The following is a 15,026-nucleotide window of genomic DNA, read 5'->3' on the forward strand; positions in this document are numbered from 1 at the left end:
TAGAGGTGTTTCCGACCTGCGGTTCGGTCACCATCACGCGAACGGTCTCTTCGCCATCGAACTTGAAGAACGAATGGAACCCACCCTGGCGATGCATACCCCACGGCGGCTCTTCGACCATGTCGACATCGGCGACCAGACAACTGGTCGAGGGATCCCATCCCGGGAAGTCGATACCGGCTGTCTTGCGGACGACACTGCGTCCACCGTCGCACCCCACCAGGTATGCGCTCCGCAGAATCGTGTCATCTGACGCCGTGGCCTCGACACCAGACTCGTCTTGGATGAAGCCTGCCACTTCACAGCCGTAGCGAATCGGTACACCCAGCTCCGCGACCCACTCCGCAAGGATCCTTTCGATGCGGTACTGCAGCAACGCGAGCCCGTAATTGTGCCTGGTCGGTAGCTCGGAGACATCGACGTACAGCCCCGAGTAGTGGCTGAGCTGACCGGTGACGCCTTCGGCCAGGAACCGCTCGGCAATGCCGCGCTGATCAAGAACTTCGATCGTGCGCGACGTCATGCCGCCGGCGCGCGAGCCCACCAGATCGCGGTCGGTGCGGCGCTCGACCACCGCGACGTCGACCCCCGCCAACGCCAATTCGCCAGCCAACATCAGGCCTGTCGGGCCCGCGCCGACGATCAGCACCTCATAGTCTTCCATCACACCCCTGTGGTAAACATTGTTCACCACAGCAAGTTAGGGGCGCCATGACTGCGATGTCAACCACGCCAGCTCTAGGCTGGTCTGCGATGGTCAAACGTGGATTAACTCGGGACACGCTGGTGACGATCGCGCACGAATACGTTGCCGACAATGGACTGGATGCGCTAACGATGCGCCGATTGGCTGCCGCTGCGGAGGTCACCCCAGGTGCGCTCTACAAGCACTTTCAAGACCGCAAAGACCTACAGCGCGCGATGGCTGACGCGATCTATGCCACCATCGATCTGTCGGATATCGACCCAACGGCTGCATCGGTCGAGCAAGTAAAGACCTGCTGCGAGCGGATGCGCCACGCGATGCTGAGCTTCCGTGACGGCGGACGGATCATCGCCGGCTCATATGCGCCCCTGACAGCAACTCTCGCCCTGTCGACAACGTTGATGACTCTCCTGCAAGCGGTCACCAAGCCCGAACGCAGCGCAGGACAGCTCGCGGCACTGCTACGTTCCTACACAACAGGATTCGTAGTTGACGAGCAGTCTTTCCTCGAACTTAAAACCAGTAACGAATGGGATTCGCTTGTACAGCAGATCGCCGACAGCGCTCACCCCCGGCCCGCCGGAGCTGACGACCTCATCGCACTTCTGACTGGAGACCGAGACCAACGATTCAACACTGGACTCGACATGATCCTCACGGGACTCACGCGATCCGCCCCCGCCCGGTCAGACTGACTTCTGAACATTCGCCCGACAATCCCGCGGCCGAGATGTGTCACCCCGCTCGTCAACAACGTCCTGTCCAGCAACACCCCCAGGCCCTCCTCGTCCCCTCAGACTGGCTGTCGACGGTTGCCAGCCGGGTCCGTTCGACCACATCGAGTGCGAGCTCCGGCGGCTGCCCGCCGGCGTTCACTGCGGGAAGCACCATGCGGCGGAAACAATGCGGCTCGCCCGCTGCGGTGGGGTGCGCGGCGCGTCCACACAGACTCGGCGTCTACCTCCGACCCGTGCGGGAACCCCGAACAACTCGAGCTATTTCCCCAGGCCACCGACCCGCTGACTGCGGGAATGAAATCGCTCGTCGGTGACGGGTCCGTTCTGATCAGCGACGTCGCCCGTTGCGGCTACGGTCTCCTCATGACCTCGGCCGAGAGCGCGCGCATGACTACCTCCGAACTTGCCGACGACCTCGACGCCGCGATCGACCATGTCGCCGAGACCGGCGCGCAGATCGTCATCGTGCGTGACGGGAAGCCGGTGGCTGCACTCGTCGCATTGGAGGACACTGCGCCCTACCGGGACGAGATCCTCACCTTGCTCCGCAGTGCCGACTGCCACTACGGCAACGCACTCCGCGACAAGGAGGCCGGTTTGTCTATCGCGGAGGCCGCCGCCAAACGCGACGAGGTGACGCTCGACAGGATCGAGGACCTCCGCCACGCCGTTCACCAGGTCGCCGACGCGGAACCCTCCCGCACCAAGACCGAGGCCGGCCACGAGGACGGCGTCCTACGGGCGTTGCTGCACTTCGAGTCCGAGATGTCGCCGGAGTTGCGGCAGCACGTCTACGCCCGCCTCACCGCCGTGCAGGCGGAGTTCGGGCTGCGGGAGACGACGCAGCCGCTGCGTTGTGTGACTCGCGGAGCTCAGGCTCGGCGTCGGTAGGCCCGCAGCGTGCAGGCGCACCACCGCGCGTCCGCACACGATGTGTCGCCACCGCGCAATACGCTCGATTCGTGGCCATCACGCTGAGCGACATCGACACCACCCGGGCGATGCGTACCGACGACGAGCTGCGGATGCTGGTCGGGGCGATCCACAGTTCTCCCTCGGGCACGCAGGAGAGGAACTGGCTGGAGTGGAAGAACGGGCTCGACCTCACTAAGGCGGCGGGCAAGTTCGCCGCTGCCAAGGCGATCCTCGGGTTCGCTAACCGCTCCGTCGAGCAGGCGAAGCTCGCCTGCGAGGGCGCCGCCTACATGGTGGTGGGTGTGGAGCCGGGAGCCGCCGCCGGCGTTGGCACCGTCGATCACGCCGAGCTCGGGCAGGCGGTCAAGACCTACGTGAACGGAGCACGGTGGACACCGTTCTACGTCTTATTCGATGACGTCACCGTCTTGGTGATCGTGGTGGAGGCTCCGCGGGCCGGTGACCCGATCCACACCTTGCAGAAGACCTACAACGACGGCGCGAAGTACAGCGCGGCTGCCGGAACGGTGTTTCACCGCGGTACGGCTCACACCGAACCGGCTGGCACCGGTGAGATCGACATGCTCAGCAGGCGCCTGGTGCAGGGCGGGCAACGGCCGGAGATGGATTTGGCTCTCGGATGCACCGCGCAGTCGATCACCCGGATCAGCGTCGAGCAGGAGCAACTCGAGGACTGGGTGCGCCGCCGCGAGTCGTTCATCCGCGCCAACAGCGGCAAGCCCCCGGACCGCCCACCCCCACGGCCCAAGCCGCAACCCAATCCGGCTCGCCCGCGGTGGGCTACCGACTACACCGTTGGCGCACTGAGCGACTACGCCGGCCCGCTGGGAATGCGTAGGTACGCCGACCCCAAGGACGCCAAGGAGTTTGAGGACCGGGTGAAGGACTACCTGGGGAAGATGCGCCGCCTTCTGCTCGACAACGTCGTCCGCGCCATCGTCCAGGACGACGACCTCAACACGGTGCAGTTCACCGTGGGTAACGAGACCGACGACCCCATGTCCGGCGTGCAGCTGACCGTGCGCATCCCGAAGAGTGGCCTGCTGGTCTACACGTCGCCCCCGAGTGTCGACGACCTCCCGCGGCGGCCGAAGTGGCCGGACCCTCTCGACCAGATCAGGACCACGGCCCTCGCCAGCAGTTATCGATCACCGGCCCTCGACTTCTATCCGCACGCCGGGTCCGTCGTCGACAAGGGCGACGTCTTCGAGGTCACGTGGGACGTCGGTGACCTCAGGCCCCATCAGGAAGGCGACGGCTACAGCATCACTGTCGTCGCCGGCCCCAGCGCGCCGGACCAGGTCCCCGTGGAGATGATCGCGCGCGCAATGGACCGCCGCGGAACCCGCACGAAGACCGACCAGGTGGTGATCGCGGCGGAACCGTGGACCATCGACGACTTCTACGACGCCGAGCCTCCGGGGTAGCTGTTCATCTGGTGATCCGGCACATGCTGGGGCGCGTTTGCATTGGGGGCGACCCGCCGCGTGGACACCTGGATATCGTACCCGTTGCCTACCGTTGCTCCATGAGCATCCCGAACATGGGTGGGCTGACCGCTGACCAAGCCGAGGCCTTTTTCAACGTCGCCAACAACGGCGTCCTCACCCGGATCGACGAGCGCGGGAAACGCGCCGGCGAGCTGTTCCAGTGGGGACTGCATCCGCGCACCGCCGAGCCGGGCGGTGCCCTCGCGGCCGACGATGCCGCCTTCGCCGAGGCGTACCCGCTCACCTTGGCCGGACCTCAGGCCGTCACTGAGCACGCGCTGTTCCCCGTGATGAGCGCCGCAGAGAGCCTGCACACCGTCGGGATCCTGGTCGCCCGCCGCAAGTCCCACCGGCAGCTGCACATCACGGAAATCCTCCAGCTGTGCCGCGTCGCGATGGAGTGCGCGGCGCTGACCATCTGGCTGCTGGGCGACCCGGACCGCGCCGTGCGGCGAGATCACTGCCTCGACGAGGAGATGGAACAGCTCGAGCAGCGACGCAGATACCTGGTGATCGGCGAGCAGGACGAGACCGCCCGGCCCTCCCGCTACCCGCAGAAGATGTTGGTCGAGAACGCCGAGCACCGCCGCAAGTACAACAAGATGTTCAACGAGGCGAAGGACGCGTACACCTTCAAGAAGACGCCGCCTTTCACACAGTTGATCAGGTGCTCAGCGCAGTGGGTCGACTCCCACGTGCCGGCGCACGACACCGGCGAGATCGCCAACAACGGCATGGAGAGCAGCGCGCGGCAGTTCTACTCCTACGGGTCCAGCTTCATCCACGGTTACAAGTGGATGGCGGACTACTCCCGCGGCGGCACGGTGTTCCCCATGGTCGCTGACGCGCTCGCCGTGACGCTGAACATGGCCGAGTGCGCGGTGTGCCTGTTCGAGGCCGCGTCCCGAGCACCCGGCGACGCGCGGCCTGAGGACTCCTACCTTCCGGAGCGATTCGAGCCGACGGTCACGGCGTGGTCCACAGAATTGTTCAACTCGTAGCGCCGAGCTTCGAATCGAGGAAGGCGAAGACCGTGCGCGCCGCGTTGATCGCCAGGTGCGCGTCGGCATCGTCGAGGAGTTCGGTGTTCGGGTGGGCCACGCTCGCGTTGTTTCGGATCGGGTTCAGGGAATCTAGGACGGTAGCCAGGGCTCCGAGGATGCGCGTGATGTCGTCGGCGCGGGGACCGCTCGCGGCTAGCGATAAATGGTTCTGCCGTAACAGCTTCAGCGCGCGGTTCATGGTGGTCTCACGATCGACTGTCAGACCAGTGGCCTCGCATAGAGCCAACACGTGACCGTGCAGCGCCGTGTGAATCCGGTCAACCGCGCTCGTAGCCCCGTTGATACGGATCAGTTCGTCAGCGTCAGCGAGTGCCCGGACTACTACGTCCCGGGTCTGCTTCGGGGTCTCCAGGGAGACGGCGGGCGCGCCTTCAAGACGGGCGATCCACCCTTCCAGTTCCGGCCGGAGCTGCGAGCGGTTCGAATGATCGTCATCGTCGCCGAACCTGTCGAGCACGCCGCGCAGGATCTTCGCCTGTTCGCGGGGCGGCCGAGTCGACAGGATCTCGATGAACCGTTCCCGCGTGGTGCCCTCGAAGGTGTATGGGTCGATGTCGAGATCGCAGTACTCCGGGTAGAAGTCCGCGTGCGTCCGGTAACTGAAGTCACCGAGGTAGCCGCCGTTCACACCGATGTAGCGGTTGACGACCTTCATCACTTCCTGCCGTGAAAGGCCCACGCCACGCTCACCTCCGCCGGTCGCCATGCCGGGAGCGTATCGCCGCAGCCGGACAGTCACGGCCGCGTTCGGTCGGGGGCTCGCGGGCAAATAGCTGCTCGCGTTGTTTCCCACCGTGCGACGATCACGCGCGTGCCCCACACCGACACCCAACTCCGCGTCCTCGTCGGCGCGTGCGAGCAGTTCCGCGGCTCGAAAGCGCCTAGACGGACTCGCGCTCTGCATGGTCGACAGCGTGCAGGCCACGGGCGTCTACTACACCAGCGTGCGGAACGTGCTCGCCCGCGGCGGGATCCTGAAGTCGGAGGCGATCCGGGACGCGGCCCGCGTGCTCGCCGCCGAGGGGCTCGCCACCACCACAGACCTTCGCGCAGTCGCCGTCGACGAATCCCGGCTGGAGCAGTCCGGAATGCGTGGTGCGCGGTGAGAGGTCAGCGCTCCGGGATCACGTGGCGGTATGTATTGATGCTCACGGGCGTCCCGGGGGTGAAGCCCGATCGGATGATCTGCCGCTTCGTGGCCGACGCGTTGGGCGTGCGCGCCGCAGCTTGCGGATCGTGCTGAACTGCCGCGCCCTGATCCGCGTGCCCTTCGCTTCGCCCACCTACGCCTCCATCGTGCCCTTGTGCCCTAAGCCGTGCCCTCCACGTGCCCTACCGAGTGCCCATTCTTACCGATCGCACCACTGGAACAAAAACGCTGGCCAGGGGTTGTTTCCCCTGGCCAGCGAGTTAGCTACAGCACACCTATAGCATGCAGCTGACGCAACCCTCCACCTCAGTGCCCTCCAGCGCCATCTGCCGCAGCCGGATGTAGTACAGCGTCTTGATTCCCTTGCGCCAGGCGTAGATCTGCGCGCGGTTCACGTCGCGGGTGGTGGCGGTGTCCTTGAAGAACAGCGTCAGGCTCAGCCCCTGGTCCACGTGCTGGGTGGCCGCCGCGTAGGTGTCGATGATCTTCTCGTAGCCGATCTCGTAGGCGTCCTGGTAGTACTCCAGGTTGTCGTTGGTCATATACGGCGCCGGGTAGTAGACCCGGCCGATCTTGCCTTCCTTGCGGATCTCGATCTTCGACACGATGGGGTGGATCGACGACGTCGAGTGGTTGATGTAGGAGATCGACCCGGTCGGCGGAACCGCTTGCAGGTTCTGGTTGTAGATCCCGTGAGCCTGCACCGATTCCTTCAGTCGCTGCCAATCGCTTTGGTCCGGGATCCGGATGCCGGCTTGGGAAAACAACTGCCGAACAGTGCCCGTTTTCGGCTCCCACACCTGCTCGATGTACTTTTCGAAGAACTCCCCGGTGGCGTACTTCGACTTCTCGAATCCCTTGAACGCCTGACCGCGTTCCAGCGCAAGACGATTCGATGCCCGCAGCGCGTGATACAGCACGGTGTAGAAGTAGATGTTGGTGAAGTCGATGCCCTCTTCGGAGCCGTAGTGGATGTGCTCCCGGGCCAGGTAGCCGTGCAGGTTCATCTGGCCCAACCCGATGGCGTGTGACTCGTTGTTGCCGTGTTCGATCGAGGGCACCGACCAGATGTGGGTCTGGTCCGACACCGCGGTCAGCGCCCGGATGGCGACCTCGATGGTCTGACCGAAGTCCGGCGAGTCCATTGCCTTGGCGATGTTGAGCGAGCCCAGGTTGCAGGAGATATCCTTGCCCACTTTGGCGTAGCTCAAGTCGTCGTTGTACTCCGACGCGGTGGAGACCTGCAGGATCTCCGAGCACAGGTTCGAGTGGGTGATCTTGCCGTCGATCGGATTGGCCCGGTTGACGGTGTCTTCGAACATCACGTACGGGTAGCCGGACTCGAACTGCAGCTCGGCCACGGTCTGGAAGAACTCGCGTGCCTTGATCTTGGTCTTGCGGATGGCCGAGTTGTCGACCATCTCGTAGTACTTCTCGCTGACCGAGATGTCGGCGAAGGGGACGCCGTAGACCCGTTCGACGTCATACGGCGAGAACAGGTACATGTCCTCGTTCTTCTTGGCCAGCTCGAAGGTGATGTCGGGGATCACCACGCCCAGGCTCAGCGTCTTGATCCGGATCTTTTCGTCGGCGTTCTCCCGCTTGGTGTCCAGGAACCGGTAGATGTCGGGGTGGTGGGCGTGCAGGTAGACCGCCCCGGCACCCTGACGGGCGCCGAGCTGGTTGGCGTAGGAGAACGAGTCCTCCAGCAGCTTCATGATCGGGATGACGCCGGAGGACTGATTCTCGATGTTCTTGATCGGGGCGCCGTGCTCACGGATGTTGGTCAGCAGCAAGGCCACTCCCCCGCCGCGCTTGGACAGCTGCAGCGCGGAGTTGATCGAGCGACCGATCGACTCCATGTTGTCCTCGATGCGCAACAGGAAGCAGCTGACCGCCTCGCCGCGCTGCTTCTTACCGGAGTTCAGGAACGTCGGGGTGGCCGGCTGGAAGCGGCCGTCGATGATCTCGTCGACCAGTTGCTCCGCCAGCTTGGTGTCGCCGGCGGCCAGCGTCAGCGCCACCATGCACACCCGGTCCTCGAACCGTTCCAGATAGCGCTTGCCGTCGAAGGTCTTCAGCGTGTAGGAGGTGTAGTACTTGAATGCGCCCAAAAAGGTCGGGAACCGGAACTTCTTGGCGTAGGCACGATCCAGCAGCGACTTGACGAAGTTGCGTGAGTACTGGTCGAGCACCTCGCGCTCGTAGTAGTCCTTCTGGATCAGGTAGTCGAGCTTCTCGTCCTGATTGTGGAAGAACACCGTGTTCTGGTTGACGTGCTCCAGGAAGTACTGACGGGCCGCCAGCACATCCTTGTCGAACTGGATCTTGCCGTCGGCGTCGTACAGGTTGAGCATCGCGTTGAGCGCATGGAAGTCCAGCTCGCCCACCGGAGCGCTGCGGGTGGTTGCTGTTACCTGCTCTGCAGTTGCAGCGGTAGGTGGCATGCCTCGTCCTTCCAGAAATCGGCTAAGCCCGCGCGGACGGCTTTCACGTCCTCGTCGGTTCCCATCAATTCGAATCGGTACAGGTACGGCACCCCGCACTTGCGGGCGACCACGTCGCCCGCGTAGCAGAACTCCGCACCGAAGTTGGTGTTGCCGGCGGCGATCACGCCGCGCAGCAGGTTCCGGTTGTGTTCGTTGTTCAAAAAGGCGATGACCTGCTTGGGTACGTAGCCGCCGGCGGTGTCATCGGTGATGTTGGGTGTGCCGCGGCCGCCCCCGTAGGTCGGCAGCACCAGCACGTAGGGGTGGTCCACCTCGATGCGCCCGTGCAGCGGAATCCGGATGGCCGGCAGCTGCAGCTTCTGCACGAAGCGGTGGGTGTTCTCCGACACCGAGGAGAAATACACCAGGCTGCACTCGACATCCGCAGACACGGCGACCCCCTTCAGCTCTCAGTCAGACCCCACCCGTACCCGATGCGGCGGCCGCTTACGCGCTCAGCGCGGTCTGCGCCAGCGCCTTGATGCGGTCCGGCCGGAAACCCGACCAGTGCTCGTCGCCGGCGACCACGACCGGGGCCTGCAGGTAACCCAGCGCCATCACGTAGTCCCGCGCATCGGAGTCGAGGCTGATGTCCACGACCTCGTAGGCGATGCCTTGGTTGTCCAGCGCCCTGTAGGTCGCGTTGCACTGCACGCATGCGGGCTTGGTGTAGACGGTGATGCTCATGGGCGCAGACTCCTCAGCGAATCATCGACAACGAACGGATGACGGATCAGGTACAACTTTCAGCGGGCCGCCGAGGCCTTGGATCTCCGGCCTCCACCGCAGCTCCGGGCAGTGAATCGATGCCGTTCGCCGCAGTTCGGTCAGCCCGATGATCCGGGGTCTGGCGGTGCTTCAAACACTACACCTAGTGGGTCGCCTTGAGAAGCCATACAAGATGTTCCGAACAACATTCTTGAAATTCGCAGGTTGTAAGGCTGGCGCCGTCGCCGCCTCGGCGTGTCGCACATCACAAAAATTCCGGCGGTGCCCCATGACGACAGATCTATCACCGGCCACCGACAACCCCGCCCCGACACCGGACCCGCGTCCGGTTGCCAGCAAAGACCCGCCGGCGGCGCTCAGCCCGCTTCGACGGCCAGTTTGGCTACGACATCACGCACGGCGGAAACCAGCTGCGCGTGCTCGCGGGGATGCTTTCCCTCCAGCGTGCCTATCGGCACCGACAGCTTGATCTCCTCGACTACTCGCGGCCCGGCGAGGCCGAAGGACTTGCGGGTCTCGTCGTGGGCCCACACTCCGCCATACCGGCCCAGCGCCGCACCGATCACCGCCAGCGGCTTTCCCTTGAGCGCACCGTCGCCGAACGGGCGCGACAGCCAGTCGATGGCGTTCTTGAGCACGCCAGGGATGGTGCCGTTGTACTCCGGGGTGACCACCAGGGTCGCGTCCGCGCCGGCGGCCACCGCCCGCAGGGCGGTCACACCGGCCGGCACCGTCGCCGGCGTGTCGAGGTCCTCGTTGTAGAACGGCAGCTCGCCGAGCCCCTCGCAGATCGTCACGCGGACACCGGCCGGGGCGGCCTCGGCCGCCAACTGCGCGATCTGGCGGTTGACCGATGCCGTGCGCAGGCTGCCGACCAACGCCAATACCGTGATCTCGCGGCTCACTTCGTCACGGATTTTTGCGAGGGCAGCAGCGCCCGGGTGAACACCCGGTTGGCCTGGCGCATCGCCGCACTGTAGGGCAGCCAGGCCAGCCGCTTGAACGCGTACAGCGCCCGGATGTCACCGGAGGTGTAGACCAGGTAGCGGTTGCGGGCCACCCCGGCCAGGATCTTCTCCGCCGCCTTCTCCGGCGACACAGCGTGGCCGGCGAACCGGCCCACCCATTTCTCCACCTGCGGATCCTCGCGGTCGACACCGGCGATCTCGACGGTGTTGACCAGCCCCGTCTTGACCGCACCGGGCACCACCACCGACACCCCGATGCGGTGTCGGGCCAGGTCGAAGCGCAGCACTTCCGACACCCCGCGCAGCCCGTACTTGCTGGCGCTGTAGGCGGCATGCCAGGGCAGCGCGACCAGCCCGGCGGCCGAGGACACGTTGACCAGGTGCCCGCCGCGGCCGGCGGCGACCATCGGCGGCAGGAACGTCTCGATGACGTGGATGGGGCCCATCAGGTTGATGTCGACCATCTTGCGCCACTGCTCGTGGGTCAACCGGTCGACGGTCCCCCAGGCCGACACGCCCGCGATGTTCATCACGACGTCCATCGGCTCGTGCCGGGAATGGATGTCGGCGGCGAACGCGGCGACGTCGTCGTAATCGGCGATGTCGATCACCCGGTGTTCTGGGACCTGGGCTCCCAGGGCGCGCGCGTCGGCGACGGTTTCGGCCAGTCCTTCGGCGTTGCGGTCGGTCAGATACAGCTCGGCGCCGGCCTCGGCGAGCTGTAACGCGGTGGCCCGGCCGATACCGCTCGCTGCTCCGGTAATGAAGCACCGCTTGCCCCGGTAGTACTGCGCCACGCGTGTCATGGGTGCAGACCCTACCGTTCGGGTCACGGCACCGGCGGCCGATGATTCAACCCCGCGCGGCGTGCCCGCCCCACAGCGCGGTGAGCCACAGCGCCTCGAGTACCCGTACCCCGCGCCCCACGTCACCGTCGGCCCCCAGGAACGCGGTGTCCCCGGACAGCATGTGGCCCGTGGTGGCAGCCAGTGTCCGCACCAGGGCGGGGATATCTTCGCTGATCGGATCCGCAGTGCCCGCGGCGATCTCGTCGTTGACCACGCCGACGATCTGGTGGATCACCGCGTCGATCTGGGCGTCGAGCAGTTCCCGGATCTCGGCGTCGCTGTTGCGTGCCATGTTGCACGCCGACATCACCGGATCGTTGTGGGCAAAGACCGCCGCCGCGCTGCCCACCATGCGTTGGGCGAATGCCGCCGGCGATTCTTCGGCGCCGCGCGGCGCGAAGTACTGGGTCAGTTCTTCGAGTTCCTGGCTCGCCTCGGCGAGGATGTGCGCCAGTACGGCGTATTTGGAATCGAAGTAGAAATAGAAGCCCGACCGTGCCACCCCGGCCCGGTCGCTGATGGTGCTGACGGAAAGCTCCGCGAACGGTTTTTCCTCCAGTAACTCCCGCACCGCCTGCACGATCGCCTGGCGTTGCTTGTCGCCCCGCCGCAGCGGCAGACCGTCGGGAGTCGGTCCGGCCGGGTCATGCTCGGTGCTCACCCTTGCACCTTGCACCACGCCGCGCCGTATTCAAACTTGACACCCGTCAATTTTGATCTGAAGATGTGGTTGCGTGACGGTCGCCACAGACCGCCATCGCCGCTGCGCACCCGACGTCCGCGAACGAGAGGTAGTCATCCGATGACGACCATGACCACCCCGCAGTATCTCCTCGACCAGGCCCGGCGCCGGTTCACCCCGACGCTGAACACCCTCCCCGGGATGGGCGCCCTCGAGAAGCGGCTGCTCGCCGTGGACTGGAAGCAAAAGACGCTGGCGGAGCCCCCGGCCGGTAGCGGGCTCAAGCCGGTCATCGGCGACTCCGGGCTGCCGGTGTTGGGCCACATCGTCGAGATGTTCCGGGGCGGCCCGGACTTTGCGATGCACATCTACCGTAAGCACGGTCCGGTGTACTTCGCCGAATCGCCGATCCTGTCCTCGGTCGTCGCGCTGGGTCCCGACGCCACCGAGACCGTCTTCGCCAACCGCAACAAGGACTACTCCACCACCGGGTGGATCCCGGTGATCGGCCCGTTCTTCAACCGCGGGCTGATGCTGCTGGACTTCGAGGAGCACTTGGCGCACAAGCGGATCATGCAGGGCGCGTTCACCCGCCCGCGGCTGGCCAGCTACGTCGAGGACATGGATCGGGTCGCCAGCGAGCTCGTGGCGAAATGGCCCACCAACGACCCCCGATTCCTGTTCTACCCGGCGGTCAAGGAATTGACGCTCGATGTTGCCTCGGTGGTGTTCATGGGCATGAACCTGCGCGACGACCAGAAGACCGTGGCGAAGGTCAACCACGCCTTCGAGCAGACCACCCGGGCCGGCGGCGCGATCATCCGCACGGCGGTGCCACCGTTCAAGTGGTGGCAGGGTCTGCAGGGCCGCAAGGTGCTCGAGGACTACTTCACCCAGCGGGTGCGCGAGCGCCGCAACGTTGAGGGCACCGACATGCTGACGGTGTTGTGCCACACCGCCGACGAGGATGGCAACACCTTCAGCGACGCCGACATCGTCAACCACATGATCTTCTTGATGATGGCCGCCCACGACACCACGACCTCGACGCTGACCACCATGGCCTACCACCTGGCGGCCAACCCGGAATGGCAGGAACGGGCGCGCGAAGAGTCGGCGCGGCTCGGCGACAGCCCGCTGGACATCGAGGCGCTGGAGAAGCTGGAGACCCTCGACCTGGTGATGGACGAGTCGCTGCGGCTGGTCACCCCGCTGCCGTTCAACATGCGCCAAGCCGTGCGCGACACCGAGTTGCTCGGGCACTACGTTCCGGCCGGGACCAACATCACGCTGTGGCCGGGGATGAACCACTGGCTTCCCGAGTTGTACACCAACCCACGCCAGTTCGACCCCGAACGGTTCCTGGAGCCGCGCTCCGAGCACAAGAAGCACCGCTATGCGTTCGCACCGTTCGGCGGCGGGGCGCACAAGTGCATCGGGATGGTCTACGGGCGGCTGGAAGTCAAGACCGTCATGCACCGGCTGCTGCGCCGCAACCGGCTGGAGCTGTCGCGGCCCGGCTACCGACCGAAGTGGGACTACGCGGGCATGCCGCTGCCGATGGACGGCATGCCGATCGTGTTGCGCCCGATCTGATTCACTCACCGACCTCGGCGCGCACCGCGGACCCTGCACCACGCCCGGTTGACAGGCGTCAAACTTGACCCAAGTATTAGGGATCAAGTGACGTCCGTCACTGCTTGCCGCGGCCTGCCAAAGGAGTGTCCGTGACCACGATCAGCACCCCGCGCTACCTGATCGACCAGGCCAAACGTCGGTTCACCCCGTCGTTCAACAACTTTCCGGGCATGGCGGCCCTGGAGAAGCGCCTGCTGGCCATGGAGTTCCCCGAGAAGCAACTCGCCGAGCCACCCCCGGGCAGTGGACTCAAGCCGGTCCTCGGCGACGCCGGGCTACCGATCCTCGGGCACATGATCGAGATGCTGCGCGGCGGACCGGACTATCTGATGCGCATGTACCACACCCACGGCCCGGTGCTATTCGGGGATTCGCCCGTGCTGCCCGCCGTCGCGGCGCTGGGCCCCGATGCGACGCAGGTCATCTACGCCAACCGCGACAAGGACTACTCGCAGCAGGGCTGGGTTCCGGTGATCGGGCCGTTCTTCAAACGCGGCTTGATGCTGCTGGATTTCGAGGAACACATGTTCCACCGGCGGATCATGCAGCAGGCGTTCGTTCGGCCCCGGCTCGTCGGCTACGTCGAACAGATCGACTTGGTCGCGTCCCAGGTGATCGCCAACGACTGGGTCAGCAACGACCCGCGCTTTTTGCTCTACCCCGCGATGAAGGAACTCACCCTCGACATCGCCGCGCTGGTGTTCATGGGGCACGAACCCGGCACCGATCGCGAACTGGTCACAAAGGTCAATAAGGCGTTCACCACGACGACCCGCGCCGGCAACGCAGTGATCCGCACCAGCGTGCCGCCCTTCACCTGGTGGCGTGGCCTCAAGGCGCGTGAGCTGCTGGAGAGCTACTTCACCGCCCGGGTCCGGGAGCACCGCGGCAAGGAGGGCAACGACCTGCTCACAGCGCTGTGCTACGCCGAGGACGAGGACGGCAACCGGTTCACCGACGCTGACATCGTCAACCACATGATCTTTTTGATGATGGCCGCCCACGACACGTCGACGTCGACGGCCACATCGATGGCCTATAACCTCGCGGGCAATCCGGAATGGCAGCAGCGCTGCCGCGACGAATCGGATCGCTTGGGCGACGGACCGCTCGACATCGAATCGCTGGAGAAGCTGGAATCGCTCGATCTGGTCATGGACGAATCGATCCGCTTGGTGACGCCGGTACAGTGGGCGATGCGCCAGACGGTCCGCGACACCGACCTGCTGGGCTACTACATCCCCAAGGGCACCAATGTCATCGCCTACCCCGGGGTGAATCACCGTCTTCCCAAATTGTGGACGGACCCAATGAAATTCGACCCGGAGCGGTTCACCGAACCGCGTAATGAGCACAAGCAGCACCGGTATGCGTTCAACCCGTTCGGCGGCGGGGCGCACAGGTGCATCGGGATGACGTTCGGCCGCCTGGAAGTCAAGGCGATCCTGCACCGGCTGCTACGACGGTATCGGTTGGAGTTGCCGCACCCGGGCTACCAGACGCGCTGGGACTACGGCGGCATGCCGATTCCAATGGACGGGATGCCGATCGTACTGCGTCCGCTCTAGCCCGCGAGCCCTTCCCGCGAG

14 protein-coding genes and 1 pseudogene are annotated in these 15,026 nt (G+C 65.2%); 7 read left to right on the forward strand and 8 right to left on the reverse strand.

What is annotated here, in order from left to right; all coding sequences use genetic code 11:
- Positions 1-664 (reverse strand): FAD-dependent monooxygenase (locus tag DQP56_RS11305; RefSeq protein ID WP_165824988.1); only part of this gene is annotated, 664 nt, incomplete at its 3' end.
- An 89-nt stretch (positions 665-753) separates the two neighbouring features.
- Between DQP56_RS11305 and DQP56_RS11310 the strand changes: the two genes are divergently transcribed.
- The 4 genes from DQP56_RS11310 (at position 754) to DQP56_RS11325 (ending at position 4,870) form a co-directional block, all read left to right on the forward strand.
- Positions 754-1,401 (forward strand): TetR/AcrR family transcriptional regulator, encoded by a 648-nt coding sequence (locus tag DQP56_RS11310; protein ID WP_165824987.1) that lies wholly within the window; start codon positions 754-756, stop codon positions 1,399-1,401.
- Positions 1,402-1,806: 405 nt separating this feature from the next.
- A complete protein-coding gene (locus DQP56_RS11315) occupies positions 1,807-2,334 on the forward strand; it encodes a type II toxin-antitoxin system Phd/YefM family antitoxin (RefSeq protein WP_133258922.1) in 528 nt (175 codons plus the stop codon).
- Positions 2,335-2,405: 71 nt separating this feature from the next.
- The gene (locus DQP56_RS11320; RefSeq protein ID WP_112685449.1) at positions 2,406-3,806 is read left to right on the forward strand and encodes a GPI anchored serine-threonine rich family protein; all 1,401 of its coding nucleotides are present in this window, start codon (positions 2,406-2,408) and stop codon (positions 3,804-3,806) included.
- 101 nt (positions 3,807-3,907) lie between these two features.
- Positions 3,908-4,870 carry a hypothetical protein gene (locus DQP56_RS11325; RefSeq protein WP_112685451.1) on the forward strand — a complete coding sequence of 321 codons (963 nt, stop codon included), beginning with the start codon at positions 3,908-3,910 and terminating at the stop codon, positions 4,868-4,870.
- Here DQP56_RS11325 and DQP56_RS11330 read toward each other — a convergent pair.
- Complete coding sequence (locus DQP56_RS11330) at positions 4,860-5,639, reverse strand: abortive infection family protein (protein ID WP_133258923.1); 780 nt, start codon at positions 5,637-5,639, stop codon at positions 4,860-4,862. The two genes, DQP56_RS11325 and DQP56_RS11330, sit on opposite strands and share 11 nt — an antisense overlap.
- 196 nt (positions 5,640-5,835) lie before the next feature.
- On the opposite strand from DQP56_RS11330, the pseudogene DQP56_RS25860 reads away from it, so the two are divergent.
- Positions 5,836-6,176: pseudogene (locus DQP56_RS25860) on the forward strand (DUF8548 family protein).
- A 182-nt stretch (positions 6,177-6,358) separates the two neighbouring features.
- On the opposite strand, the gene nrdE reads toward DQP56_RS25860, so the two are convergent.
- The 6 genes from nrdE to DQP56_RS11365 form a co-directional block, all read right to left on the reverse strand.
- The gene (nrdE, locus tag DQP56_RS11340) at positions 6,359-8,530 is read right to left on the reverse strand and encodes a class 1b ribonucleoside-diphosphate reductase subunit alpha (protein WP_112685455.1); all 2,172 of its coding nucleotides are present in this window, start codon (positions 8,528-8,530) and stop codon (positions 6,359-6,361) included.
- The gene (nrdI, locus tag DQP56_RS11345; protein ID WP_013829717.1) at positions 8,497-8,964 is read right to left on the reverse strand and encodes a class Ib ribonucleoside-diphosphate reductase assembly flavoprotein NrdI; all 468 of its coding nucleotides are present in this window, start codon (positions 8,962-8,964) and stop codon (positions 8,497-8,499) included. Before nrdI ends, nrdE begins: the two co-directional genes overlap by 34 nt.
- 55 nt (positions 8,965-9,019) lie before the next feature.
- Complete coding sequence (locus DQP56_RS11350; protein ID WP_112685457.1) at positions 9,020-9,259, reverse strand: redoxin NrdH; 240 nt, start codon at positions 9,257-9,259, stop codon at positions 9,020-9,022.
- A gap of 398 nt (positions 9,260-9,657) precedes the next feature.
- Positions 9,658-10,206 (reverse strand): NAD(P)H-dependent oxidoreductase, encoded by a 549-nt coding sequence (locus tag DQP56_RS11355; protein WP_205868855.1) that lies wholly within the window; start codon positions 10,204-10,206, stop codon positions 9,658-9,660.
- Positions 10,203-11,075 carry an SDR family oxidoreductase gene (locus DQP56_RS11360; protein WP_112685461.1) on the reverse strand — a complete coding sequence of 291 codons (873 nt, stop codon included), beginning with the start codon at positions 11,073-11,075 and terminating at the stop codon, positions 10,203-10,205. The genes DQP56_RS11355 and DQP56_RS11360 overlap by 4 nt, the downstream gene beginning before the upstream one ends.
- A 46-nt stretch (positions 11,076-11,121) precedes the next feature.
- A complete protein-coding gene (locus DQP56_RS11365) occupies positions 11,122-11,778 on the reverse strand; it encodes a TetR/AcrR family transcriptional regulator (protein ID WP_112685463.1) in 657 nt (218 codons plus the stop codon).
- Positions 11,779-11,919: 141 nt separating this feature from the next.
- On the opposite strand from DQP56_RS11365, the gene DQP56_RS11370 reads away from it, so the two are divergent.
- Together DQP56_RS11370 and DQP56_RS11375 are read left to right on the forward strand one after the other, a co-directional pair.
- Positions 11,920-13,395: a cytochrome P450 gene (locus DQP56_RS11370; protein WP_112685465.1), complete on the forward strand. Its 1,476-nt coding sequence runs from the start codon at positions 11,920-11,922 to the stop codon at positions 13,393-13,395.
- Positions 13,396-13,526: 131 nt separating this feature from the next.
- Complete coding sequence (locus DQP56_RS11375; RefSeq protein WP_112685487.1) at positions 13,527-15,005, forward strand: cytochrome P450; 1,479 nt, start codon at positions 13,527-13,529, stop codon at positions 15,003-15,005.
- Positions 15,006-15,026: the final 21 nt, after the last annotated feature.

This window comes from Mycolicibacter senuensis (assembly GCF_003284925.1).
GTDB classification, from domain to species: Bacteria; Actinomycetota; Actinomycetes; order Mycobacteriales; family Mycobacteriaceae; genus Mycobacterium; species Mycobacterium algericum_A.

What these genes read in the sequence shown, in the direction of transcription:
- DQP56_RS11330 (WP_133258923.1), bottom strand. Translation starts at nt 5,639, where the DNA reads ATGGCGACCGGCGGAGGTGAGCGTGGCGTGGGCCTTTCACGGCAGGAA.
- DQP56_RS11315 (WP_133258922.1), top strand. Translation starts at nt 1,807, where the DNA reads ATGACCTCGGCCGAGAGCGCGCGCATGACTACCTCCGAACTTGCCGAC.
- DQP56_RS11360 (WP_112685461.1), bottom strand. Translation starts at nt 11,075, where the DNA reads ATGACACGCGTGGCGCAGTACTACCGGGGCAAGCGGTGCTTCATTACC.
- DQP56_RS11325 (WP_112685451.1), top strand. Translation starts at nt 3,908, where the DNA reads ATGAGCATCCCGAACATGGGTGGGCTGACCGCTGACCAAGCCGAGGCC.
- DQP56_RS11350 (WP_112685457.1), bottom strand. Translation starts at nt 9,259, where the DNA reads ATGAGCATCACCGTCTACACCAAGCCCGCATGCGTGCAGTGCAACGCG.
- DQP56_RS11370 (WP_112685465.1), top strand. Translation starts at nt 11,920, where the DNA reads ATGACGACCATGACCACCCCGCAGTATCTCCTCGACCAGGCCCGGCGC.
- nrdE (WP_112685455.1), bottom strand. Translation starts at nt 8,530, where the DNA reads ATGCCACCTACCGCTGCAACTGCAGAGCAGGTAACAGCAACCACCCGC.
- DQP56_RS11310 (WP_165824987.1), top strand. Translation starts at nt 754, where the DNA reads ATGGTCAAACGTGGATTAACTCGGGACACGCTGGTGACGATCGCGCAC.